The sequence below is a fragment of the Ancylobacter aquaticus genome (assembly GCF_004339465.1).
Taxonomy (GTDB): Bacteria; Pseudomonadota; Alphaproteobacteria; order Rhizobiales; family Xanthobacteraceae; genus Ancylobacter; species Ancylobacter aquaticus.
This window is the reverse complement of the sequence record NZ_SMFY01000002.1, coordinates 797,762-821,895: the sequence shown is the minus strand read 5'-3', so window position 1 is coordinate 821,895 and position 24,134 is coordinate 797,762. Positions and strand designations below refer to the sequence as shown.

Annotated in this window: 19 protein-coding genes and 1 tRNA gene; 14 read left to right on the top strand and 6 right to left on the bottom strand. The window is 68.3% G+C overall.

The window, feature by feature from the left end; translation table 11 throughout:
• Positions 1-160 precede the first annotated feature (160 nt).
• From EV667_RS13400 to EV667_RS13385, 4 genes are all read left to right on the top strand, one after another.
• Positions 161-439, top strand: coding sequence for an HU family DNA-binding protein (locus EV667_RS13400; RefSeq protein WP_018386927.1), 279 nt, complete (start codon positions 161-163; stop codon positions 437-439).
• Between the two features lie 388 nt (positions 440-827).
• Positions 828-903, top strand: a tRNA-Val gene (locus EV667_RS13395).
• An 87-nt stretch (positions 904-990) separates the two neighbouring features.
• Entirely contained in the window at positions 991-1,662 is a 672-nt protein-coding gene (locus EV667_RS13390; RefSeq protein WP_131835819.1) for an HAD-IA family hydrolase, read from the top strand.
• A complete protein-coding gene (locus EV667_RS13385; RefSeq protein WP_425359033.1) occupies positions 1,644-2,417 on the top strand; it encodes an ATP12 family chaperone protein in 774 nt (257 codons plus the stop codon). Before EV667_RS13390 ends, EV667_RS13385 begins: the two co-directional genes overlap by 19 nt.
• On the opposite strand, the gene EV667_RS13380 is transcribed toward EV667_RS13385, so the two are convergent.
• The 3 genes from EV667_RS13380 to EV667_RS13370 form a co-directional block, all read right to left on the bottom strand.
• Positions 2,414-3,598, bottom strand: coding sequence for an acetate/propionate family kinase (locus EV667_RS13380; protein WP_131835817.1), 1,185 nt, complete (start codon positions 3,596-3,598; stop codon positions 2,414-2,416). The genes EV667_RS13385 and EV667_RS13380 overlap by 4 nt on opposite strands.
• Before the next feature lie 4 nt (positions 3,599-3,602).
• Positions 3,603-4,571: a phosphate acetyltransferase gene (locus EV667_RS13375; RefSeq protein ID WP_131835816.1), complete on the bottom strand. Its 969-nt coding sequence runs from the start codon at positions 4,569-4,571 to the stop codon at positions 3,603-3,605.
• A 140-nt stretch (positions 4,572-4,711) separates the two neighbouring features.
• Positions 4,712-5,104 (bottom strand): RidA family protein, encoded by a 393-nt coding sequence (locus EV667_RS13370; RefSeq protein WP_207907748.1) that lies wholly within the window; start codon positions 5,102-5,104, stop codon positions 4,712-4,714.
• Between the two features lie 174 nt (positions 5,105-5,278).
• Here EV667_RS13370 and EV667_RS13365 point away from each other — a divergent pair, with 174 nt between their 5' ends.
• Positions 5,279-6,361, top strand: coding sequence for an aldose epimerase family protein (locus EV667_RS13365; protein WP_131835815.1), 1,083 nt, complete (start codon positions 5,279-5,281; stop codon positions 6,359-6,361).
• 13 nt (positions 6,362-6,374) lie between these two features.
• Here the strand turns inward: EV667_RS13365 and EV667_RS13360 are convergent, their stop codons facing one another.
• Together EV667_RS13360 and EV667_RS13355 are read right to left on the bottom strand one after the other, a co-directional pair.
• The gene (locus EV667_RS13360; protein WP_131835814.1) at positions 6,375-7,865 is read right to left on the bottom strand and encodes a carboxypeptidase M32; all 1,491 of its coding nucleotides are present in this window, start codon (positions 7,863-7,865) and stop codon (positions 6,375-6,377) included.
• A 160-nt stretch (positions 7,866-8,025) separates the two neighbouring features.
• Entirely contained in the window at positions 8,026-8,964 is a 939-nt protein-coding gene (locus EV667_RS13355) for a hydrogen peroxide-inducible genes activator (RefSeq protein ID WP_131835813.1), read from the bottom strand.
• A gap of 159 nt (positions 8,965-9,123) precedes the next feature.
• Here EV667_RS13355 and katG point away from each other — a divergent pair, with 159 nt between their 5' ends.
• The 6 genes from katG to EV667_RS13325 all read left to right on the top strand — a co-directional run bounded on the left by katG (position 9,124) and on the right by EV667_RS13325 (position 19,181).
• Positions 9,124-11,301 (top strand): catalase/peroxidase HPI, encoded by a 2,178-nt coding sequence (katG, locus tag EV667_RS13350; protein WP_131835812.1) that lies wholly within the window; start codon positions 9,124-9,126, stop codon positions 11,299-11,301.
• A 127-nt stretch (positions 11,302-11,428) separates the two neighbouring features.
• On the top strand, positions 11,429-12,907 hold the full coding sequence (locus EV667_RS13345; RefSeq protein WP_131835811.1) for an FAD-dependent monooxygenase: 1,479 nt from the start codon (positions 11,429-11,431) through the stop codon (positions 12,905-12,907).
• A gap of 17 nt (positions 12,908-12,924) precedes the next feature.
• A complete protein-coding gene (locus tag EV667_RS13340) occupies positions 12,925-13,407 on the top strand; it encodes a cupin domain-containing protein (RefSeq protein ID WP_131835810.1) in 483 nt (160 codons plus the stop codon).
• Positions 13,408-13,728: 321 nt separating this feature from the next.
• Entirely contained in the window at positions 13,729-14,808 is a 1,080-nt protein-coding gene (gene recA, locus EV667_RS13335; RefSeq protein ID WP_026221056.1) for a recombinase RecA, read from the top strand.
• A gap of 433 nt (positions 14,809-15,241) precedes the next feature.
• The gene (alaS, locus tag EV667_RS13330) at positions 15,242-17,893 is read left to right on the top strand and encodes an alanine--tRNA ligase (protein WP_131835809.1); all 2,652 of its coding nucleotides are present in this window, start codon (positions 15,242-15,244) and stop codon (positions 17,891-17,893) included.
• A gap of 31 nt (positions 17,894-17,924) precedes the next feature.
• Positions 17,925-19,181 (top strand): cyclic nucleotide-gated ion channel, encoded by a 1,257-nt coding sequence (locus EV667_RS13325; RefSeq protein WP_131835808.1) that lies wholly within the window; start codon positions 17,925-17,927, stop codon positions 19,179-19,181.
• 217 nt (positions 19,182-19,398) lie between these two features.
• Here the strand turns inward: EV667_RS13325 and EV667_RS13320 are convergent, their stop codons facing one another.
• Positions 19,399-20,610, bottom strand: coding sequence for an NADP-dependent isocitrate dehydrogenase (locus tag EV667_RS13320; protein WP_131835807.1), 1,212 nt, complete (start codon positions 20,608-20,610; stop codon positions 19,399-19,401).
• Between the two features lie 278 nt (positions 20,611-20,888).
• Here EV667_RS13320 and EV667_RS13315 point away from each other — a divergent pair, with 278 nt between their 5' ends.
• The 3 genes from EV667_RS13315 to EV667_RS13305 all read left to right on the top strand — a co-directional run bounded on the left by EV667_RS13315 (position 20,889) and on the right by EV667_RS13305 (position 24,047).
• Positions 20,889-21,725, top strand: a complete 837-nt coding sequence (locus tag EV667_RS13315; RefSeq protein WP_131835806.1) for an RNA methyltransferase — start codon at positions 20,889-20,891, stop codon at positions 21,723-21,725.
• Between the two features lie 63 nt (positions 21,726-21,788).
• Positions 21,789-22,712: a glutamate racemase gene (gene murI, locus EV667_RS13310; RefSeq protein WP_207907747.1), complete on the top strand. Its 924-nt coding sequence runs from the start codon at positions 21,789-21,791 to the stop codon at positions 22,710-22,712.
• Positions 22,713-22,784: 72 nt separating this feature from the next.
• A complete protein-coding gene (locus EV667_RS13305; RefSeq protein ID WP_131835805.1) occupies positions 22,785-24,047 on the top strand; it encodes a lytic murein transglycosylase in 1,263 nt (420 codons plus the stop codon).
• Positions 24,048-24,134: the final 87 nt, after the last annotated feature.

The window sequence follows — 24,134 nt, the reverse complement described above, 5'->3', positions numbered from 1 at the left end:
ATGCGGTATCAAAATACACGCGAACCCCTTGAAGTCGTGTATTTGTGCGGGTTTCTCGGCGCGGGCGCTTGCAATCGCCGCATTTTGGGGAAAGTGTGCCCGCCCGTCGTCGGTGCATGCGACCGACGATTCTTGTGCAATCAAGGGAAGGACCGGTCAAATGACCACGAAGAACGAACTCGTCGCCGCCGTGGCCGAGCAGGCCAAGCTGACGAAGGCCGCTGCTGCGGCCGCGGTCGACGCGACCTTCGATGCTATTGCCGCCTCGCTGAAGGCCGGTGAAGAAGTCAAGCTGATCGGCTTTGGCAGCTTCTCCGTCGTGACCCGCGCCGCGCGCGAGGGCCGCAACCCCCGCACCGGCAACCCGGTCAAGATCGAGGCCTCCAAGGCCCCGAAGTTCACGCCCGGCAAGGGCCTGAAGGAAACCGTCAACGGTTGATCTTCATCCGGGGCCGCGCCCCCCGTGCCAAACGGCGCGGGGCGTGGTGCGGTACCACAGGGACAGGTTCGCCGGTAGCATTACCGGCGGACCCGTACCCGAAAGCCGGCCCGGCAGATCCTGCCTGGTCGATCCAGGCCCGGCCAGTGGGGGCTGGTGGGGTTCGGCGGTCCGGATATACCGCCTCTGCTATTGCCGCAGCGCGCCACCGTCGCGCTGTTGCAGCCCCGGGGCCGATGCCCGCCACGCGGGCAGTGCGGCAGGGCGGCGCCAGCTTTCATATGGAAGCGTGCCCCGCATAAGGCGCTCTCCTCAGTAAGCGCTGTCCTCAGTAAGCTCTTGCCCCCTTCCGCCGTCGATGCTTAAAGGCGGCCGGCGAAGGCCGTTCGGGCGGTTAGCTCAGTTGGTAGAGCATCTCGTTTACACCGAGAGGGTCGGCGGTTCGAGCCCGTCACCGCCCACCATTTGCGGCCCGCCGGGTAGCGCCAGCGACCACGCAGCGGCCCGGTGCGACGGGGCGGAGAGCCGGCGACGGCAAGGGGCTTCTGCCGATGAAACTCATCCTGTTCGATTGCGACGGCACGCTGGTGGACAGCCAGCACGTCATCGTCGCCGCCATGGGCCGGGCGTTTGCCCGCGCCGAACTCGCCGTGCCGCCGCGCGAGGCAGTGCTGGGCATTGTCGGCCTGTCGCTGGTCGAGGCGATGCAGCGGCTCGGCGAAGACGATCCGCGTTTTCCCGCCGAGCGCCTGGCCGATCTCTACCGCGAGGCCTTCCGCGAATTGCGCACCGAGCCGGATTTCAGCGAGCCGATGTTCCCCGGCATGCGGGGGCTGATCGACACGCTTTCCGCCCGCGACGACGTGCTGCTCGGCATCGCCACCGGCAAGTCGCAGCGGGGCGTGGCGGCGGTGCTCGGCCATCACGGGCTGGAAGGGCGCTTCGTCACCATCCAGACGGCGGACGACGCCCCCTCCAAGCCACACCCGGCCATGGTGCTGCAGGCGATGGCGGCGACCGGGACCGAGCCGGTCGACACGGTGCTGATCGGTGATACCAGTTTCGACATGGTGATGGCCCGCGCCGCCGGCGCCCGTGCCATCGGGGTCAGCTGGGGCTACCACGCACCGGACCTGTTGCAGCAGTCCGGCGCCGAATGGCTGGTCTCGGACGCCGACGAGTTGCTGCGAGCGATTGACCATGCATGGGAGCCGGTAGCGTGAACGATGCGAGCCCCGACACCCCCAAGGCGCCCGCCCGGCCGGGCTTCACCGAACGCACGCCGCTGCCCAAGCGCTTCTACAAGGAGGCGCGGGCGGCAGCGACGGAGGACGGGCGGTTCCGCATCGAGCTCGACGGGCGCCCGGTGCGGACGCCGGGCCGCAACCTCGTCGCCGTGGCGAGCCAGCCTCTGGCGGCGGCGCTGGCAGTGGAATGGCAGGCGCAGGTTGAGGTCATCGACCCCATGACCATGCCGATGACCAGGCTGGCCAATTCCGCAATCGACGGCGTCGCCCCGGCGATGGAGGAGGTCGGCGCCGAGATCGTGCGCTATGCCGGCAGCGACCTGCTCTGCTACCGCGTCGACACGCCGGCGCAGCTGGTGGCGCTGCACGCGGAGCTGTGGGACCCGCTGCTCGCCTGGGCGCGCGAGCGCTTCGGCGCGACCTTCATGCTGAGCGAGGGCGTGGTGCATGTGGCCCAGCCGCCGCGCACGCTGGAGGCGCTGGCCGCCGCGCTGCCAGACGACCCGCTGCGTCTGGCGGCACTCAACCTGATGACGACGCTGAGCGGCTCGGCCCTTCTTGCCTTCGCCGTTGCGCATGGCCGCCTCTCCCCGGAAGAGGCGTGGCGCGCCGCCCATGCCGATGAAGAGGTGCAGGAACAGCTCTGGGGCACCGATGCCGAGGCGCAGGAGCGTCGCGCCAAGCGTTTTCGTGATTTCGAGGCGGCATCACGGGCCTACGCTCTGATTTAGGCAGGGCGAAGCAGGCGCAGCGTGTGCAGGGCGATCATCCGCTCCTCGTCGGTCGGGATGACGAGCACATGCGGGCCGGTCCCTTCGGCGTCGATCCAGGTCTCGCCGGCTGCATTGGCAGGCGCGTCGAGGGCGACGCCGAGCAGGCCGAGCCGGGCGCAGATGCGGGCGCGGATGTCCGGGGCGTGCTCGCCGATGCCGGCGGTGAAGACCAATGCGTCGAGCCCTCCCAGCGTCACGGCGAGCCCCGCCACCGCCTGCGCGACATGAAGGGCGAAATAGTCGACCGCCAGCGCGGCGGCGGGCACATCGCTCGCCAGCAATTCGCGCATGTCGCTTGAGAGACCGGAAAGGCCCTTCAGTCCGCTGTCGTGATAGAGCATGTGGCCGACCTGGGCCGGGCTCATGCCCTTCTGCTCGATGAGGTGCAGCACCACGCCGGGGTCGAGCGCCCCGCAGCGCGTGCCCATCGGCAGGCCGTCGAGCGCGGTGAAGCTCATGGTCGATTCCATGCTGCGCCCGTCCAGCAGGGCGCAGGCCGAGGCGCCCGAACCGAGATGGCAGATGACCACCCGCCCGCGCGCCAGCTCCGGCGCCAGTTCGCGCAGGGCGCCCGAGACATACTCATAGGACAACCCGTGGAAGCCGTAGCGACGCACGCCATCCTCGTAGAGGGCGCTGGGCAGAGCGAAGCGATCGGCGATGTCCGGGTGGCCGCGGTGGAAGGCGGTGTCGAAGCAGGCGACCTGCGGCAGGTCCGGCCGGCGTTCGGCGATGACGCGGATAGGGTCGAGATTGGTCAGCTGGTGCAGCGGCGCGAGCGGGATGAAGCTTTCGAGCGTGCGCAGTACCTCGTCGTTGACCCGCTCCGGGTGGGAATAATGCGGCCCGCCATGCACCACCCGATGGCCGACGCCGATCAGGTCGACGTCGGCGAGATGCGGCAGTACCCATTCGCTGATGGCGTGCTGCGCCTGCGGGGCGCTGGCTATCTCTTCGGGTGCGAAGCGGCGGTCCACCAGCACCGTGCCGGCCTCGTCCTTCGCGTGCAGGCGCGGGCGGGTGCCGATGCCGTCCAGCGCGCCGCCGAGCACGAGGGCGACATCGCGGCCGGTGACGCGGTAGAGCTTGAACTTGATGCTGGACGAGCCGGCATTGACGACGAAGATCGCTTCGCTCATTCGATCACCCTCCCAGTCCCGGCTGTCGCAGCCGCGCTTGCGCGTAAAGCACCGCTACCGCGCAGGAGGCGAGGCGGGTCTTCAGCGTGTCGGCGCGGCTGGTCAGGATGATCGGCACCCGCGCGCCCAGAACGAGGCCCGCCGCATCGGCACCGGCCATGAAGGTGAGGTTTTTCGCCAGCATGTTGCCCGCTTCGAGGTCTGGCGCGACGAGGATCTGCGCCCGGCCGGCGACGGGGGAGACGATGCCTTTGATCCGCGCGGCTTCCGGCGAGATGGCGTTGTCGAGCGCCAGCGGTCCGTCGAGATCGGCGCCGGTTATCTGGCCGCGATCGGCCATCTTGCACAGGGCGGCGGCGTCGATCGTGCTGGGAATGGAGGTGGTGACGGTCTCCACCGCCGAGAGGATGGCCACGCGCGGACGCCCGAGGCCGAGCCCGAGATGCAGGTCGATGGCGTTCTGCACGATGTCGCGCTTGGCATCGAGGTCGGGAAAGATGTTGACCGCCGCATCGGTGATAAACAGCGGCTCGGCATAGCGCGGCACGTCCATGACGAAGACATGACTGATGCGCCGCCCGGTGCGCAGGCCGGTGTCGCGGGCGGTGATGGCGGCGAGCAGTTCGTCGCTGTGCAGGCTGCCCTTCATCAGGAGGCTTACGCGCCCCTCGCGCACCAGTTCCACAGCCCGCGCCGCCGAGGCGGCACTGTGCGGGGTGTCGACGATCTCGGTGCCGGCCAGGTCCAGCCCTTCCGCCAGCGCCACCGCGTGGATGCGGGCGCTCGGGCCGACGAGGACCGGAAGGATGAAGCCGGCCTTGGCCGCGTCGAGCGCGCCCCTCAGCGAGGCCGCGTCGCAGGGATGGGCGATGGCGGTGGCCATTGCCTCAACCGCGCGGGCACCGCCGATCAGGCGCTCGTAATTGCCATGATCGATGCCGGGGACGGTGCCGGGCCGGGTGGCCGTGTCCATGTGCTCGCTTCCCGTTCCGCCGGCGCCGTGCCGGTCTGTGCCGCTTTCCAGTGTCATCATTGCCGCTGACGACAGGACGACACAGGCCGGCCCTCGGCGCCAGCGTCCATGATCTGACGCAACGGCATCGGTGAGGGCGCTCAGCCCGGGCGGTGGGCGACGAGGTCGATCTCCACCAGCGCGTCGCGGGCGAGGCCGGTGACGCCGACGCAGGTGCGCGCCGGGCGGCGGTCGCCGGGGAAATAGGAGGCGTAGACCGCGTTCATGGCGGGGTAGTCGCCCTTGAAATCGGTGAGGTACACGCGCGCCTGCACCACATGCGACAGGTTCAGCCCGATGCCCCCAAGCACCAGCACCAGATTGTCCATGACGCGGCGCGTCTGTGCTTCGGCCCCTTCGGGAAGCGGGCGGGAATCATCGTCCGGCCAGGTCGGCATCTGGCCGGTGATGAACACCCAGCCATCGGCCTCCACCGCATGGCTGAAGGGGGCGACCGGCGTGGGCGCGCCGGGGATCGTGTGGAACTGCGCCAAGGTTTCGTCTCCTCATTGGCCAACGGTTCCGGACCTTTCACCGGTGGCACCGGCGCCGTCAATGCGGCACGCGGGCGGGCGGCGTGGGGGGCTGGCATTCGGGATGGACCGGGAGGACAATGGGCGCGTCGACGGCCCGTGCCGGGCGCGCCCGGAATTTCCTGAGTAGCGAGCATGAACCACCGCGTCTGCGCCCGTATCCTGCGCGAGCCTTTCGGCAGCCTGCCCGATGGAACCGAAATTCAGCGATTCCGGCTTCTTGGCGAGGGCGGATTCGAGGTCGCGGTGCTCGACCTCGGCGCCATCGTGCAGGCGCTTCACGTACCGGACCGCGACGGGCGGCTTGCCGACATCGTCCTCGGCCATGAGGCGCCGGGCGCCTATATCAGCGAGCCGCGCTTTTTCGGCGCGGCGGTGGGGCGCTATGCCAACCGCATCGCCGACGGGCGCTTCGCGCTGGACGGGATGGAGTATCGCGTTCCCGCCAATGATGGCGACCACGCTTTGCATGGCGGGCCGCAGGGGTTCGACCGGCGCGTGTGGAAGCTGGCCGAGCTGTGCGAAGGGCAGGCGCCTTCGCTTCGCCTCACCCTGGTCAGCCCGGATGGCGACCAGGGCTTTCCCGGCACGTTGGCGGCCAGCGTGACCTACACGCTGAGCGGGGCGGGCGAACTCACCATTGCCTTCGAGGCGACCACCGACGCGCCGACCCTCGTCAACCTCACCCATCACGGCTATTTCAACCTTGGCGGGGTGGAGGCGGGCGGCGACGTGCTGGACCATCGGCTCACCATCCATGCCGACGATTACCTGCCCGTCGGCGACGGAGCGGTTCCACTGGGCAGGCCGGAAAGCGTGGACGGCACGCCGTTCGATTTCTGCACGCCGCACCCGATCGGCGCCCGCATCCGCGACGCCCACCCGCAGCTTCATCGCGGGCGCGGGTATGACCACAATTACTGCCTCGACGACCGCCCTGCCCCAACGCCGCGCCTTGCCGCCCGGGTCGAGCATCCCGGCTCCGGCCGGGTGATGGAGTTGCTGACCGACCAGCCGGGGCTGCAGTTCTATTCCGGCAATTTTCTCGATGGCACGGCGGCAGGCAAACAGGACCGGCTCTACCGCCAATCCGACGGCTTCTGCCTGGAGCCGCAAATCTGGCCCGACGCGCCGAACCGGGCGGACTATCCCTCCGCCCGGCTCGACCCCGGCGAGACCTACCGGCACGTCTCCGTCTACCGCTTCTCGGTCGCCTGAGGCGTCGGCGCGCTCAATCCGCGAGATATCGCCGGGCGAGATGAGCCTTGAACACAGCGGCATCGAGCGGGCGGCCGGTGGCGCGGGTGAGCAATTCGTCAGTGTCGAGCCGCGCGCCCTGCGCATGCACATGGGTGCGCAGCCAGCCGACCAGCGGGGCGAAATCCCCGCGCGCGATGCCGGGCAGCGTGTCCGGCTCGGCTTGGCAGGCGGCATCGAACAACTGGGCGGCGGCGATGGCGCCAAGGGTGTAGGTGGGGAAATAGCCCCAACCGCCGCTCGGCCAGTGAATATCCTGAAGGCAGCCCAGCCGGTCATTGGGCGGCACGGTGCCGAGCAGGTCCCGCATGCCGGCGTTCCAGGCCGCGGGTAACTCGCTGAGCGGCATTGTGTCGGCAATCAGCGCCTTTTCCAGGCGGTAGCGCAGGATGACATGGGCGGGGTAGGTGACTTCGTCGGCATCGACGCGGATGAAGCCGCGCTCGATGCGGGTGTAACGCCGCCAGAGCGCGCCCGCCTCCCAGTCCGGCCCGGAGGCGTTGAACGCCTCGCGCATCAGCGGGGCGGCGAAGCCGAGGAATTCGGGTGAGCGGCAGGCTTGCATCTCCATCAGCAGCGACTGGCTCTCGTGCAGCACCATGCCTCGCGCCTGCCCCACGGGCTGGCTCATGAAGGCGGCGGGGCGGCCCTGCTCATAGAGCGCATGGCCGGTCTCGTGGATCACCCCCATCAGCGCCTTGGAGAAATCGGCCTCGTCGTAGCGGGTGGTGATGCGCACGTCATTGTCGGCCCCGCCGCAGAAGGGATGGGTGGAGACATCGAGCCGCCCACGGTCGAAATCATAGCCCAGCGCCGCCATCATCCGCTGGCCGAGCCCACGCTGCGCCTCGATGGCGAAGGGGCCCTCTAGCGGGGCGGGGGTGGGGTGGCGGGACTGCACTGCCAGTGCCTGCTCGGTGAAGCCCGGCAGGAAGGCGGCGAGGTCGTCGAACAGCGCGTCGATCTTTTCGGAGCGCCCGCCCGGCTCATAGTCGTTCAGCAGCGCGTCATAGGGGGAAAGGCCGAGCTTTTCGCCCTTGGCGGCGCCAGCTTCGCGCTGAAGGCGCAGCACTTCGGCGAGAAAAGGCAGCAGCGCCAAGAAGTTGGAGTCGGCGCGGGCCTGCCGCCACGCCATCTCGCAGGCGGAAATCGCCTTGCTGGAGGCCTCGACGAGATCGGCGGGGAGGGCGGTCTGGGCCGTCCACACCCTTCTGATCTCGCGCAGATTGGCCCGCTCCCAGTCGCCGACGCCGGCGTCGCCGTCCGCTGCTTCCAGCCACTCGCCCAACTGCGGGTGTGCTGCCATCTCATGCTGCAGAACGCGCAGCAGTGCGAGGCTTTCCGCCCGGCTGGAGGCGGCGCCCTTCGGCATCATGGTGTCACTGTCCCATTGCAGGATGCCGATGGCGTTCGACATCGCGGCGATGCGGCCGAAATGGACGGTGAGGGAGGCATAGGCGGACATGAAAGCTCTCCGGCGGCTGGCGGCGCGGGCCGCCCTGCGGCCTGTTCTAGAGCACGCGCCGATCAGCTTGCAACGCAAGGTGATCGGATAACGCGTTCTCTATCATAGAGTTAGAGGGCGACTGACTGATCAGATTGGTTCAATCTGATCAGATCGCACTCTAGCCGAGGCGATGTGGCGGCGGAACAGGGCCGGCACCGGCCGCGGCGCCATTGAGCCCCACCTCGCGGACAATTCCCGCCATCTGCTCGAAGAAGCCAGCGAGCGGGTTGGTCCGGCGCCAGACCATGCCGATGGTGCGCGAGGGGCGCGGCGTCGCCAGCCGGGCGACCGAGACGGCGGCGGAGCGGGTCTCGATGGCCACCGCCATCTGCGGGATGAGCGTGACACCGATGCCCGCGCCCACCATCTGCACCAGCGTGGTCAGGGAACTGCCCTCCATCAGGTCGCGCGGCAGGCGCGAGGAAAGATTGCAGAACGACAGCGCCTGCTCGCGAAAGCAGTGACCTTCCTCCAGCAGGAGGAGGCGCATCTCGCGCAGCGTTTCGGAACTGGGTACCGGCAGCTCCGCATCGTCCAGCGGACGCACAAGCACGAACTCTTCCTCGAACAGCGCGTGCTCGCTCAGCGAGGGCTCGGAGACGGGCAGGGCGACGATGGCAGTGTCGAGCCGGCCCTCCACCAGATCGTCCACCAGCCTCTGCGTCACCGCCTCGCGCGGGCGCAGGTCGAGGCCGGGGAAGCGGGCTGCCAGACGCTGCATGACGGCCGGGAGAAGATACGGCGCGACGGTGGGGATCACGCCGATGCGCAGCCGGCCGACAAGCGGGCTGTGCGAGGCGCGGGCGAGGTCGTCCAGCTCGTCCACCGCCCGCAATATGCTGCGGGCCCGTGTGGCGAATTCCGCGCCGAGACGGGTGAGCCTTATCTGCCGCATGCCGCGCTCGACCAGCGGCGCGCCGAGGATCTCTTCCAGTTCCTTGACCTGCAGCGACAGCGCCGGCTGCGAGATCGCGCAGGCCTCTGCCGCCCGGCCGAAATGGCCATGCTGGGCCAGCGCCTCGAAATAGCGCAGATGCCGCATTGAGATATCGGTCATAAGCCTAGCTTATCGAGCCAATTAGAAAATGCAAATTTTCATTATGCCCGACCTACGATAAGACCTCTTCTAATTCCAAGGCTCTCGCGCAGGCGGGACGCCTGAGAGAGGCCGGGCTGCCTCGCCGCCGCCGGCACGCCACGACGATTGGAGACTGCAATGGACGACATCACGAACAAGCCGGCCGGCAAATGCCCTGTCATGCACGGCGCCATCACCGAAGTCGGGACGTCGAACATGGATTGGTGGCCCAAGGCCCTCAATCTCGACATTCTCCACCAGCACGACACCAAGACCAATCCGCTCGGCACGGATTTCAGCTACCGCGAGCAGGTCAAGACGCTCGATTTCGACGCGCTGAAGGCCGACATGCGGGCCCTGATGACCGAAAGCCAGGAGTGGTGGCCGGCGGACTGGGGCCATTATGGCGGGCTGATGATCCGCCTCTCCTGGCATTCGGCGGGCTCCTACCGGCTGGCCGACGGGCGCGGCGGCGGTGGCACCGGCGACCAGCGCTTCGCCCCGCTCAATTCCTGGCCGGACAATGTGAGCCTCGACAAGGCGCGCCGGCTGCTGTGGCCGATCAAGAAGAAGTACGGCAACAAGGTGAGCTGGGCCGACCTGATCGTGCTCGCCGGCACCATCGCCTATGAGACCATGGGCCTGAAGACCTTCGGCTTCGGCTTCGGCCGCGAGGATGTGTGGCACCCCTCCAAGGACACCTATTGGGGTTCCGAGCGCGAGTGGCTGGCGCCGAGCGACAACCGCTACACCGACGTCAACGTGCCCTCGACGATGGAGAACCCGCTCGCCGCCGTGCAGATGGGCCTCATTTATGTCAACCCGGAAGGCGTGAACGGCCAGCCGGACCCGATGAAGACCGCCGCGCAGGTGCGCGAGACCTTCGCCCGCATGGCGATGAATGACGAGGAAACCGCAGCGCTGACCGCCGGCGGCCACACGGTCGGCAAGACCCACGGCAATGGCGATGCCAAGGCGCTGGGGCCCAACCCGGAAGCGGCCGCGCTGGAAGAGCAGGGCATGGGCTGGTCCAACCCGAACCAGAACGGGCTCGCCAGCCGCGCCGTGACCTCCGGGCTGGAGGGCGCCTGGACGACGCACCCGACGCAGTTCGACATGGGCTTCTTCGACATGCTGTTCGGCCATGAATGGGAGCTGCGCAAGAGCCCGGCCGGCGCCTTCCAGTGGGAGCCGATCGACATCAAGGAAGAGGACAAGCCGGTCGACGCCAGCGACCCCTCGATCCGCCACAGCCCGATGATGACCGATGCCGACATGGCGATGAAGGTCGACCCGATCTACAACGCGATCTGCCAGAAATTCATGGCCGATCCCGAATACTTCAAGGACACCTTCGCCCGCGCCTGGTTCAAGCTGACCCATCGCGACATGGGCCCGAAGGTCCGCTATATCGGCCCTGATGTGCCGGGCGAAGACCTGATCTGGCAGGACCCCGTTCCGGTCGGCCGCGCCGATTACGACGTGATGGCGGTGAAGGCGAAGATCGTCAATGCCGGCCTCACCATCAGCGAGCTGGTCAGCACCGCCTGGGACAGCGCCCGTACCTATCGCGGCTCCGACATGCGCGGCGGCGCCAATGGCGCGCGCATCCGCCTCGCCCCGCAGAAGGACTGGGAAGGCAACGAGCCGGCGCGCCTCGCCAAGGTGCTGGGCGTGCTGGGGACCATCGCCGCCGAGACCGGCGCGAGCCTTGCCGATGTCATCGTGCTTGGCGGCAATGTCGGCATCGAGCTGGCGGCCAAGGCGGCCGGGCACGACGTTTCCGTGCCGTTCGCCCCGGGCCGTGGCGATGCCACCGACGACCAGACCGACGCCGCCTCGTTCAGCGTGCTGGAGCCGCTCCATGACGGCTACCGCAACTGGCTGAAGAAGGACTATGTCGTCACCCCGGAGGAGATGCTGCTCGACCGCACCCAGCTGATGGGCCTGACCGCGCCGGAGATGACCGTGCTGGTCGGCGGCCTGCGCATGCTGGGCACCAACCATGGCGGCAGCAAGCATGGCGTGTTCACCGCCCGAGAAGGCGCACTGACCAACGACTTCTTCGTCAACCTGACCGATATGGGCAATTCGTGGAAGTCGGTGGGCGAGGGGGTCTATGAACTGCGTGACCGCAAGACCGGCGCGCCGAAATGGACGGCCACCCGCGTCGACCTCGTGTTCGGCTCCAACTCGGTGCTGCGCGCCTATGCCGAGGTCTATGCCCAGGACGATGCGCAGGAGAAGTTCCTCCGCGATTTCGTCGCCGCCTGGACCAAGGTGATGAACGCGGACCGCTTCGACCTGGTGAACTGACCGCCGGATGCGAATTGCGCCTTTCCCGCCGCCACCCGGCGGGGAGGGACACGGACGACAGGCCCGTTGCGCATGGCGCGGCGGGCCTTTAGTTTTTGGGGCGGCGCGGCGCGGCTGGGGGAAGCGCATGACCGAACCCGTTCTCATCGCCGGGGCCGGCCCGGTGGGGCTGGTGGCGGCGCTCGAACTGTCGCGCTATGGCGTCAAGGTGCGGATCGTCGACCCGATGACCGCGCGGGCGACCACCTCGCGCGCCGTGGCGATCTGGCCGCGCACGCTGGAACTGCTGGAGCGGGCCGGGGGCGGGCTCTCCGCCAAGCTCGTCGCCCGCGGCAACAAGGTGACGGCCGGCAATATTCTGGCGGACGGGAAGCACCTTGCCCGGCTTCCCCTCGACGATGTCCAGACCCTTTATCCCTACGCGCTGATGCTGCCCCAGAGCGAGACCGAAGAGATTCTTCTCGCGCATCTGGAGGCGCTCGGCGTCCACCCGGAGCTTGGTGTTTCACTCGCCGACTTTACGCAGGACAGCGAGGCCGTCACCGCCACGCTGCGCCATGCCGATGGCCGCGAGGAAACGGGGCGCTATGGCGCGCTGGTGGCCTGCGACGGCGCCCACAGCCCGGTGCGCCACCGACTCGGCCTTTCCTTCGCCGGCGACACGCTGGGCAGCGACTGGGCGCAGGGCGAATTCCACCTCTCGGGCATGCCATTTCCGGTGGGGGAGTTCGTCACCTGCCTGCACGAGGACGGGCCGGCCGTGCTGTTTCCGCTGGCGCCCGGCCGCTACCGCCTCATCGTCGGCCTCGGCGCCTCGACGGGGGAGGTGCCGTCGCCGCCGTCCATGGAGGGCTTCCAGGCCCTGCTCGACCGGCGCGGCCCCGGTGGCATCGTGCTGCACGACACGCTGTGGACGACTTCGTTCCGCATCAATGAGCGACAGGTCGAGAACTACCGGGCCGCGCGCGTCTTCCTCGCCGGCGATGCCGCCCATGTCCACAGCCCGGCCGGCGGGCAGGGCATGAACACCGGCATGCAGGACGCGGTGAACCTCGCCTGGAAGCTGGCGCTGGTGCTGCGCGGGCTCGCCACCGCCCCGCTGCTGCTCGACAGCTACGACCCCGAGCGTCGGGCGGTGGGGGCGGCCGTCATCGCCACTTCCGGCCGGCTGACCCGGATGGGAACGCTGAAGAACCCGCTCGCCCGCCATCTGCGCAACGCGGTGATGCCCTTCGTGCTCGGCCTGGTGCCGGTGCAGCACAGGCTGGAAGGTGAACTCACCGAAACCGCGCTCCATTACGAGGACAGCCCGCTGAACGGCGTCTCCTGGGGCGCCGGTCCGCGTGCCGGCGATCGCATGCCCCCGCTCGGGGGCGAGGCACCCTATGGCGCCGGCGACACGCCCCGCTTCACCCTGCGCGTCGGCGCCTCGGTCGGCGCGCCGCCCCCAAATCTGCCGGCCGCCCTCGTCGACCCGGCCGTGCGGGCCCACAACGTGGCCAGCGGCATCGAACTGATCCGGCCGGACGGCTATCTCGCCATGGCGGTGGCGGACGGGGAATGGGAGCCGATCGCTTCCTATCTGCGCCGGCTCGGCCCGGTCTGACCGCGAAGGAGAGACGTATGAGCGTGTCCTTCCGCCATTCGCGCGGCGATGAGCCGCCGATCCGCATTCCGGCCATCGGGCTCGACCTGCTCGTCCGCCTGCCCCCGGCAATGAGCGGCGGCGCCTTCTGCTGCATCGAGACCACCAACGCCCCCGGTGCCGGCCCGCCGCGCCACCGCCATCGCGAGGCGGAGATTTTCCGCGTCATCGAGGGCCGCTATCTCTACGAGGTCGACGGGCGGCGCTTCTTCGCCGAGGCCGGCGACGTGGTCAGCATTCCCGGCGGCGCCGCGCATGGCTTCGTCAATGTCTCCGATGCGCCGGCGCGCCAGTACATCCTCATGACCCCGGCGCTGGACGCGGTGGCCTTTTTCACCGAACTCGCCGGGGTGATGCGTGACGGCCTGCCCGACACCGCCGCCCTGAACGCCTTCGGGGCGACATGGCAGGTGGAATTTCTCGGGCCGCCGGTGCGGGCGGCGGAGGGGCCGACGGGGTGATGCGGCCTGAATGGCGCGTGCCGCAGCCTGCTCGCCCTGCCGGGTGAAGGCGCGAACCGGCGCGGCGTTACGTGCGGTTGCCGGCGTGGTCCTGGGGAGCCTCTGGGTGCGGCGTGCCGGGCCGGCGGCGCGATCGGGAACGAGGCCGCCGATGGGCCGGTTAAGGCGAACGACGCGACCGGTCCGGCAGCACAAAATCAACCGCAAGAAAATATACCGCACGGGATAAGAACATATTGCGAACATCGAACAAAGCAAGTACGTTCACGCCAGTCTCAGAGCCATCCCCCTTTTCCCTTGCGTACAGCCCGGAGCCCGGCAATGACTCAGTCCTCACTGCGACTCGTTGAAGGATCTTCCATGGACAAGTCCAAGGCGCTCGACGCCGCCCTGACCCAGATTGAGCGCCATTTCGGCAAGGGCTCGATCATGCGCCTGGGCAAGAACGACAAGATCATGGAGATCGAAACGGTCTCCACCGGCTCGCTCGGGCTCGACATCGCGCTCGGCATTGGCGGCCTGCCGCGCGGGCGGGTGGTGGAAATCTTCGGACCGGAATCCTCCGGCAAGACGACGCTGGCCCTGCACACCATCGCCGAGGCGCAGAAGAAGGGTGGCGTGTGCGCCTTTATCGACGCCGAACACGCGCTCGACCCGATCTATGCCCGCAAGCTGGGCGTCGACCTCGACAATCTGCTGATCTCCCAGCCCGATGCCGGCGAGCAGGCGCTGGAGATCGCCGACACGCTGGTGCGTTCGGGCGCCGTCGACGTGCTGGTGGTGGATTCGGTGGCGGCGCTGACCCCGCGGGCCGAACTCGACGGCGAGATGGGCGACAGCCAGCCGGGCATGCAGGCGAGGCTGATGAGCCAGGCGCTGCGCAAGCTCACCGCCTCGATCAACCGCTCCCACACCATGGTCATCTTCATCAACCAGATCCGCATGAAGATCGGCGTCATGTATGGCAGCCCGGAGACCACCACGGGCGGCAACGCGCTGAAATTCTATGCTTCGGTGCGTCTCGACATCCGCCGCATCGGCGCCATCAAGGAGCGCGAGGAGGTGGTGGGCAACCAGACCCGCGTGAAGGTGGTGAAGAACAAGCTGGCCCCGCCGTTCAAGCAGGTCGAGTTCGACATCATGTATGGCGAGGGCGTCTCCAAGATGGGTGAACTCATCGATTTGGGCGTCAAGGCCGGTGTGGTCGAGAAGTCCGGCGCCTGGTTTTCCTATGACAGCCAGCGGCTCGGCCAGGGGCGCGAGAACGCCAAGTCGTTCCTGCGTCAGCACCCCGAGGTCGCCGGCCGCATCGAGGCGACGATCCGGCAGAATGCCGGCCTCATCGCCGAGCAGATTCTTGCCGGCGCCAGTGAGAACGAGGACGGCGACGACGCCGAGTGATGCTGGCGCCGGGGCTTCGATCTCCTTGCAGGGCAGGTCCTGCCGGCCAACCGCTTTCGAGCCGGCGCCGCGGGCATGCTTGCGGTGGGCCTCTGTGCGAGGGCAAGCGCGCGAAGGCAAGTGCGCGAAGGCAGATGCGCGCGTGGGTGTACCCGGCGAGACCCTTGCTCTTGTTCTGCCGGGCCGCGCGCTGTGTCGCGCAAGGGCCCTTGATGACCCTCGGCGCCCCAGGTGCCGGGGGTGGGGAAAGGCGACGTTGCCGCCCGCCGCCCGGCCGGGGCGTTAGCCGGCGGCTAGTCAGCGGGGCGGGGACGACGACGGCCTGCTTTCTGGACAAGGTGTTGATGCGTCGTTAGAACCGTTGCGCCCGCGCCCGATGGTGCGGGCCGGCGCTTCTGCGGCGCCGGTATCTGGCATCGGCGGACCCGGGTTCATGAGCGGCGTAAACGAGATTCGCGCGACCTTCCTCGACTATTATGCCCGCAACGGGCACCAGGTGGTCGATTCCTCCCCGCTCGTTCCGCGTAACGACCCGACATTGATGTTTACCAATGCCGGCATGGTGCAGTTCAAGAACGTCTTCACCGGCATCGAGAAGCGGCCTTATTCGCGCGCTGTCACCTCGCAGAAATGCGTCCGCGCCGGCGGCAAGCACAATGACCTCGACAATGTCGGCTACACCGCCCGGCACCACACCTTCTTCGAGATGCTCGGCAATTTCTCCTTTGGCGACTATTTCAAGGAGAATGCCATCGAGTTCGCCTGGAACCTGATCACCCGCGAGTTCGAACTGCCGGTCGAGAAGCTGCTCGTCACCGTCTACCATGAGGATGACGAAGCCTTCGGGCTGTGGAAGCGCATTGCCGGCCTGCCGGATTCCCGCATCATCCGCATCGCCACCTCCGACAATTTCTGGCAGATGGGCGACACCGGCCCCTGTGGTCCCTGCTCGGAGATCTTCTTCGACCACGGACCGCACATCGCCGGTGGTCCGCCCGGCTCGCCCGAGGCCGATGGCGACCGCTTTATCGAGATCTGGAATCTCGTCTTCATGCAGTTCGAGCAGTTGCCGGGCGGTGAGCGGGTTCGTCTGCCGCGCCCGTCCATCGACACCGGCATGGGGCTGGAGCGGATTTCCGCCGTGCTGCAGGGCACGCACGACAATTACGAGATCGACCTCATGCGGGCGCTGACCGGCGCCGTGGAGGAATTGACCGACGTGCCCGCCAACGGCCCGCAGAAGGCGAGCCACCGGGTGATCGCCGACCATCTGCGCGCCGCCACCTTCCTGGTGGCCGATGGCGTGCTGCCCTCGAATGAGGGCCGCGGCTATGTGCTGCGCCGCATCATGCGCCGTGCCATGCGCCACGCCCAGCTGCTCGGGGCCCGCGACCCGCTGATGCACCGCCTGGTGCCGATACTGGTGCGCGAAATGGGCCGCGCCTTTCCGGAGATCGTGCGCGCCGAGCCGCTGGTGGTCGAGACGCTGCGGCTGGAGGAAACCCGCTTCCGCAAGACGCTGGAGCGGGGCCTTTCCATTCTGGAGACGGAGAGCGAGGGGCTTGGTGCCGGAGCCAAATTCTCCGGCGAGACGGCTTTCAAGCTTTATGACACGTTCGGTTTCCCGCTCGACCTCACCGAGGACGCGCTGCGGGCGCGCGGCGTTGGCGTCGATGTCGACGCCTTCAACACCGCGATGGAGCGCCAGCGGGCCGAGGCGCGCGCGTCCTGGTCGGGTTCCGGCGAGGCGGCGACTGACGCGGTGTGGTTCTCGGTGCGCGAGGATGCGGGAGCGACGGAGTTCCTCGGCTACGACACGTTGAGCGCCGAGGGCACGGTCACGGCGCTGGTCTCCGAAGGCCGGCGGATGGCGGAGCTTGGTGCCGGCGCCACCGGGCTGGTGGTGCTGAACCAGACCCCGTTCTACGGCGAATCGGGCGGCCAGGCCGGCGATACCGGCCTGCTGACCGGCGAGGATGGCCTGCGGGCCCGTGTCATCGGCACGCAGAAGAAGCTCGGCGACATTTTCGTGCATGAAGTCGAGGTCGAGAGCGGCACGCTCAAGGTGGGCAGCGCGCTGGCGCTGAACGTGGACGGCGAGCGCCGCCAGGCGATCCGCGCCAACCATTCGGCGACCCATCTCCTGCACGAGGCGCTGCGGCGGGTGCTTGGCGACCATGTCGCGCAGAAGGGTTCGCTGGTGGCGCCCGACCGGCTGCGCTTCGACTTCTCCCACCCCAAGCCGGTCGACGACGCCGAACTGCGGCAGGTCGAGGATCTGGCCAACCGCATCGTGCTGCGCAACGAGCCGGTGGTCACCCGCCTGATGGCGGTGGACGACGCCATCGCCTCCGGCGCCCGGGCGCTGTTCGGCGAGAAATATGGCGAGGAGGTACGCGTCGTCACCATGGGCACCGATCCCGGCAATGGTGCGCCCTATTCGATCGAGTTGTGCGGTGGCACCCATGTGGGGCGCACCGGCGATATCGGCGTCATCAGCCTGGTCAGCGAGAGTGCCGTCGGCGCCGGCGTGCGCCGGGTCGAGGCGATGACGGGCGATGCCGCCCGCCACGCGCTGACGGCGGACCGTCAGGCGCTGCAGGCGGCGGCGGGTCTGCTCAAGGCGCCGGTCGGCGAGGTGGAGGCGCGCCTCGCGCTGCTCGTCGAGGAGCGGCGCAAGCTGGAGCGCGAACTCGGCGAGGCGCGGCGCAAGCTCGCCATGGGCGGCGGTGCCGGCGCCGAGGAGCCGGTGCGCAGCGTGGGTGACGTGAAGCTGCTGGCACGCGAGGTCACGGGCATCGAGCCCAAGGACCTCAAGAGCCTGGTCGACGAGGGCAAGAAGCGCATCGGTTCGGGGGTGGTAGCGATTGTCGGCATCACCGGGGAGGGCCGCGCGGGGCTGGTGGTCGGCGTCACCGAGGATCTGACCGGGCGCTTCGACGCGGTGGCGCTGGTGCGGCGCGGTGCCGAGGTGCTGGGCGGCAAGGGCGGCGGTGGCCGGCCCGATCTCGCCCAGGCCGGCGGACCCGATGGCGCGCGCGCAGGCGAAGCGCTGGCGGCGATCGAGAGCGCACTGGCAGGCTGATCGCCCCAAGGGGGCGGGGGAGTGGCCGTTCATGGCGGCGCACAGGCGCGAGGGCGGTTCGTTCACGGCGTCCAGGTGGCGCGTCTGGCGCCGGCGCTGCTACGAGATTTTGGAGCGCGACGCTGCGCATGACCGGACGGCCTACAGGGTCGAACTCGGCCTGATCGTGCTCATCGTGCTGAACGTCGTCGTCGCCGTGCTGGAGACGGTGCCGAGCCTGTATCTGCGCGAATATGTCGCCTTCCTCGCCTTCGAGCGGCTGTCGCTTCTTGTCTTCGCCGCCGAATACGCCCTGCGCCTCTGGGTGGCGCCGGAAAACCCGCGCTATCGCGGCGTCGCGCCGCTGTGGGCACGGCTGCGCTACGCCCGCACGGCAGTGGCGATCGTCGACCTCATCGCCTGGCTTCCCTTTGTGATTTCGGCGCTGTTCGGGGTCAATCTCGTCACGCTCGCCATCTTCCGGCTGCTTCGCTTCATCAAGCTGGTGCGCTATTCGCCGGGCATGCAGTCGCTGCTCGAAGTGCTGCACCGCGAAAGCCAGTCACTGATGGCGTGCTTCTGGCTGCTCTCGGCGGCGGTCCTGATTGCCGCCTCGGCGATGTATGTCGCGGAGGGGCATATCCAGCCCGAGCATCTCGGCTCGATTCCGGCGGCGATGTGGTGGGCGATGGCGACCGTGACGACGGTCGGCTATGGCGATGTCTACCCTCTCACAGTGCCGGGACGGATCATCGCCAGCCTGACCATGGTGACGGGCATCGTGATGATTGCCCTCCCGGTCGGCATCATCGCGACCTCCTTCGTCGATGTGATCAAGCGGCGCGACTTCGTCATCACCTGGGGGATGGTGGCGCGGGTGCCGCTGTTCGCCGATCTCGATGCCGCCGGCATCGGCGAGATCCACAAGATGCTCTCGGCCCATACCGCCCAGCCCGGCGAGGTGATCGCCCGCCGTGGCGAGGTGGCGCGCTCGATGTACTTTATTGCCTCGGGCGAGGTGGAGATGGAGTTCGACGACGGCCTGCATCTGCTGGGCGAGGGCCAGTTCTTCGGCGAAATGGCGCTGCTCCATACGGCCCGGCGCGCGGCTACCGCTCGGGCGCGCACCCGCTGCATGCTGCTGATGCTGGAGGCGGAAGCCCTGGCCGATGTGATCCGGCGTCATCCGGAAATCGGCAAGCGCATCCGCGCCATGGCAAGGGATGAAGAAGGCCCTCGCGCGGTGCGCCGCAGCGCCGATATTGCCGACGATGAACTGAGCGCGGATCCGGACGGGGCGGGGTCCTGATCGCGGCGCGGGCGAGAGGGGTTAGAGGCCGGGGCACGTGGGCTCGCCGGAGTTTCTGAAGACCGGGACGCGCCGCGCGCGCCAGAGCTTTTGGAAACCGGGGTACGTGGGCACGCCGGAGGTTCTGGAGACCGGGAGGCGCCAAGCGCGCCGAGGTTCTGGAAACCGGGACGCGCCGTGCGCGCCCCGGGACGTGGCGAAGGTCGGGCAAGAAAGCTCAGGCGAGCGCCTTGCTGAGATTTTCCGAGATCTTGTCGAGGAAGCCGGTGGTGGAGAGCCACTTCTGGTCGGCGCCGACGAGCAAGGCGAGGTCCTTGGTCATGTAGCCGCTCTCCACCGTGTCGATGCACACCTTCTCCAGCGTGGCGCAGAAGGCGGCGAGATCGGCATTGTTGTCGAGCTTGGCACGATGGGCGAGGCCGCGGGTCCAGGCGAAGATCGAGGCGATGGAGTTGGTCGAGGTCTCCTTGCCCTTCTGGTGCTCGCGGTAATGGCGCGTCACCGTGCCGTGAGCGGCTTCGGCTTCCACCGTCATGCCGTCCGGCGTCATCAGCACCGAGGTCATCAGGCCGAGCGAGCCGAAGCCCTGCGCCACGATGTCGGACTGCACGTCGCCATCATAGTTCTTGCAGGCCCAGACATAGCCGCCCGACCATTTCAGCGCCGAGGCGACCATGTCGTCGATCAGCCGGTGCTCATACCAAATCTTGTGCTTCTCGAACTCGGCCTTGAAGTCGGCCTCGTAGATGTCCTGGAAAATCTGGCGGAAGCGGCCGTCATACTGCTTGAGGATGGTGTCCTTGGTGGAGAGGTAGACGGGGTACTTCCGCATCAGGCCGTAATTGAGCGAGGCGCGGGCGAATTCGGCGATGGATTCGTCGATGTTGTACATGGACAGCGCCACGCCGGCGCCGGGGTACTTATAGACCTCGTGCTCGATCACCTGGCCGTCGTCGCCGACGAACTTGATGGTCAGCGTGCCCTTGCCGGGAACGAGGAAGTCGGTGGCGCGGTACTGGTCGCCAAAGGCGTGGCGGCCGACGATGATCGGCTGGGTCCAGCCCGGCACGAGGCGCGGCACGTTCTTGCAGATGATCGGCTCACGGAAGATGACGCCGCCGAGGATGTTGCGGATCGTCCCGTTGGGCGAGCGCCACATCTTCTTGAGGTTGTATTCGGTCATGCGGCCGGCATCGGGCGTGATGGTGGCGCACTTCACGCCGACGCCGACCCGCTTGATCGCTTCGGCGGCGTCGACGGTGACCTGGTCCGCCGTCGCGTCACGATTCTCGACGCCGAGATCGTAATATTCCAGCGCCACGTCGAGATAGGGATGGATCAACTTGTCCTTGATGTACTGCCAGATGATCCTGGTCATCTCGTCGCCGTCGAGCTCGACGACCGGATTCGCCACCTTGATCTTCGCCATGAAATGTCACCTCGCACGGAAATCGTTGTCGGAGGGGTTGCGGCGCGTGTCCGCGCGGGCAGGCGCCGGGTGCGCGGGTGATACCGCGCGGGGCCGTACAGGGGAAGCAGGTAACGGGCCAAATCGCGGATAAAGCGGTGCCTGAGGCGCCTTCGCCCCCGACGCGTTCTGGCATTTGGTATGCCTTGCACGCGCCGGGCCGGCGGGAGCGCGCCGCTTCGCAAGCGCGACCCATCCGGCTATAGAGCCCACCAAACGCCACCGAGGAGAAAACCGCCATGTCCGGCACCGACAGCACGAAGCCCTGGCTGGAAGGCGGGCCGGTGGTGATCCTGGTCGAGCCGCAACTCGGCGAGAATATCGGCTCGGCGGTGCGGGCCATGGGCAATTTCGGCCTGTCGCGGCTGCGCCTTGTCAATCCACGCGAGGGCTGGCCCAACCCGAAGGCCGTGACCTTTGCCTCCGGCGCAGACCGCATACTGGACAATGCGCAGGTGTTTCCCGATCTGCGCGCGGCGCTGGCCGACCTCAATTTCGTCGCCGCCGCCACGGCGCGCGAGCGCGGGATGCAGAAACCCGTGCTCGGCGCCGATGAGGTCGCGCGCGAGGTGGTGGGGCACATGGCGGGGGGCGAGCAGGTGGGGCTGGTGTTCGGGCGCGAGCGCACCGGCCTCTACACCGAAGAAGTGTCGCTCGCCGACGTGATCCTCACCCTGCCGGTCAATCCCGCCTTCGCCTCGCTCAATCTCGGCATGGCCGTGGCGGTGGTGGCCTATGAATGGTTCAAGCTGTCCTCGGGCGGCGCGCTGCCGTTCCAGCCGCCGGACCGCTACCGCCTTGCGGACAAGGGGGACCTTCTGGCCTTCTTCGATCATATCGAGCGCGAGCTCGACGCCGCGCTGTTCTTCCGTTCGCCGGGCAAGAAGCCCGTAACCACCCGCAACATCCGCAATATCTTCCACCGCGTCGGGCTGACGCGGCAGGATGTCGCCACGCTGCACGGCATCGTGGCTGCGCTTGTGGAGGGAAGGCAGATGCGCGAGGCGCGCACGGCGGCGCGGCTGGAGGGGCGGATCGAGGAGGAACCGGCGGGCAAAGGCGGGGCGGTGGACTGAATCGCCTGCAACGAAGCATTCACCAAGATGCGCCACAATGATGCCCGGGATGGAGGACATCAGATGCGTATCGAGGCTTCTCCTGTAATCGCTGCCGGCCTGCGCGGCGTCTCGTCACCCGCTTCGTCCACCGGGGCTGTCGCCGTGTCGTCTGTTCGTACACCTGCCGCCCTGCACGCGCCGACCATACTGGTGTTTGATTCCGGCCTTGGCGGGCTCTCGGTTTTTCGCGAGCTGGCCCGCGCCCGGCCCGATGCGCGCTTCATCTATGCCGCCGACGATGCCGCGTTTCCCTATGGCGCGTTGAGCGAGGAGGCGCTGGTCGCCCGGGTGATGGCGGTGATGGAGCATTTGATCGCCCGCACCGCGCCGGATGCCGTGGTCATCTCCTGCAACACCGCCTCGACGCTGGTTCTGCCGCCGCTGCGGGCGCGCTTCCCCATTCCCTTCGTCGGCACGGTGCCGGCGATCAAGCCGGCCTGCGAAAGTTCGCTGACGCGGCAGGTGAGCGTGCTCGCCACGCCCGGCACGGTGAAACGCGACTATACCCAGAAGCTCATCCAGGATTTCGCCGGCGATTGCCGGGTGACGTTGGTCGGCTCGACCCGGCTGGCGCCGCTGGCGGAGGCGGCGATGCGCGGCGAAGCGGTGAGCGACGAGGAGATCGCGGCCGAGATCGCTCCCGCCTTCGTGCGCGACGGGCGGGGGCGGACCGACACGGTGGTGCTTGCCTGCACCCATTATCCCCTGCTGCTCGACCGGCTGCAGAAGGTGGCGCCGTGGCCGGTGCGCTGGCTCGACCCCGCGCCGGCGATCGCGCGGCGCCTGTCCTCGCTGATCGGCCCGGTCGCCTTCGCGGCCAACCCGGCGCCGATGCGGCTGTTCTCCACGCGCCAGCCGCTTGACCCGGCCCTGATCGAGCGCATTGGCGGGCGGCGCACGCGGGCGGGCGAAATCCTGGTCATGGACGCGCCGGCGCCCGCGTGATCCACTCTGGCTGCGGTGCCTTGCCGGTGCCGCTATCCCTGCCCAACATGCCGCAACGGCAGGAGCCTTGACGTGACGCGCGACCTTTCCAATGCCCATCCTCCGGCGATGCCCGCCAGCCGCCGTGCCTTCATGCTCGGTGTGGGCGCCAGCCTTGGTGCGCTCGCTCTCGGCGGCGAGGCTGTCGCGCAGGTCGCCAAGCAGCGATTCGAGGCGTGGGTGGTGGCGTTCCAGCCCCGTGCCCGCGCCAAGGGCATCTCCGACGGTGTGTATGAGCGGGTGATGGGCGGTTTGCGGCCGGACATTTCGGTCTACGCCAAGGACAGTGCCCAGCCGGAATTTCGCGAACAGCTCTGGCAGTATCTCAACCGCCGCATTTCCGACTGGCGTCTGATCACCGGCCGGGCGGCGGCGAAGGAGAAAGCGGCGCTGATGAAGCGCCTGCAGAAGGATTTCGGCGTCGAGCCGGACGTGCTGCTCGGCCTGTGGGGCATGGAGAGCGCCTTTGGCGAGCTGGTGCTGGACGAGGACCACATGAAGCCGGTCTTCCCCGCGCTGGCCGCGCTGGCCTGGGGCGAGCCGCGCCGCCGGACCTATTGGGAAACCGAGCTCGTCAACGCGCTCGCCATCGTGCAGCGCGGCTGGGCGCGCCCGGACCAGATGCTCGGCTCCTGGGCCGGGGCGATGGGCCACACGCAATGGATGCCGGAAGTCTGGCTCAATCTCGGCGTCGATTATGACGGCGATGGCGCGCCCTCGCCCTACAGCGTGCCCGATGCGCTGGCGGGCTCCTCGCTCTACCTCATCAAGCGCGGCAAGTATCAGCGCGGCGTGCCCTGGGGGTTCGAGGTGCGGATGGACGGGGTGCCGGATAAATACGCCGACGCCAAGGCGTGGCGCACGGTGGCGGATTGGGCGAAGCTGGGGGTGACGCCGGCCGGGGGCGGGCGCTTCGCCTTCCCCAAGGCGCGCACGCGGCTGTGGGCGCCGGTGGGACCCGAAGGCCCGTGCTTCCTGCTGACGCAGAACTTCTACGCCGTGCGCAGCTACAACCCGTCGATGAACTATGCGCTGGCGGTCTGCCATCTCGGCGACCGGGTGCTCGGCGGCGATCCCTTCATCACGCCGTTCCCCGGCGGCGAGCGTCCGCTCACCCTGGCCGAAATCCAGGACGTGCAGCGCCGGCTGACCCGCGCGGGATTCGATACCGGCGGCGTGGATGGCCGGGTGGGCAACATGACGATGCGCGCGGTGGCCGGCTTCCAGCGCAAGATGGGGGTGGCGCCGGACGGCTATGCCAGCCTTGAGGTGCTGGCGGCGCTGCGGGGTCGCTAGAGTTATTGCTCGGCGTGACGGCCGGATGACGTTTCACCGGCCGAGCCCTTGACCTCCGGGCCTTTTGTGCCTATGCACCCGATCACT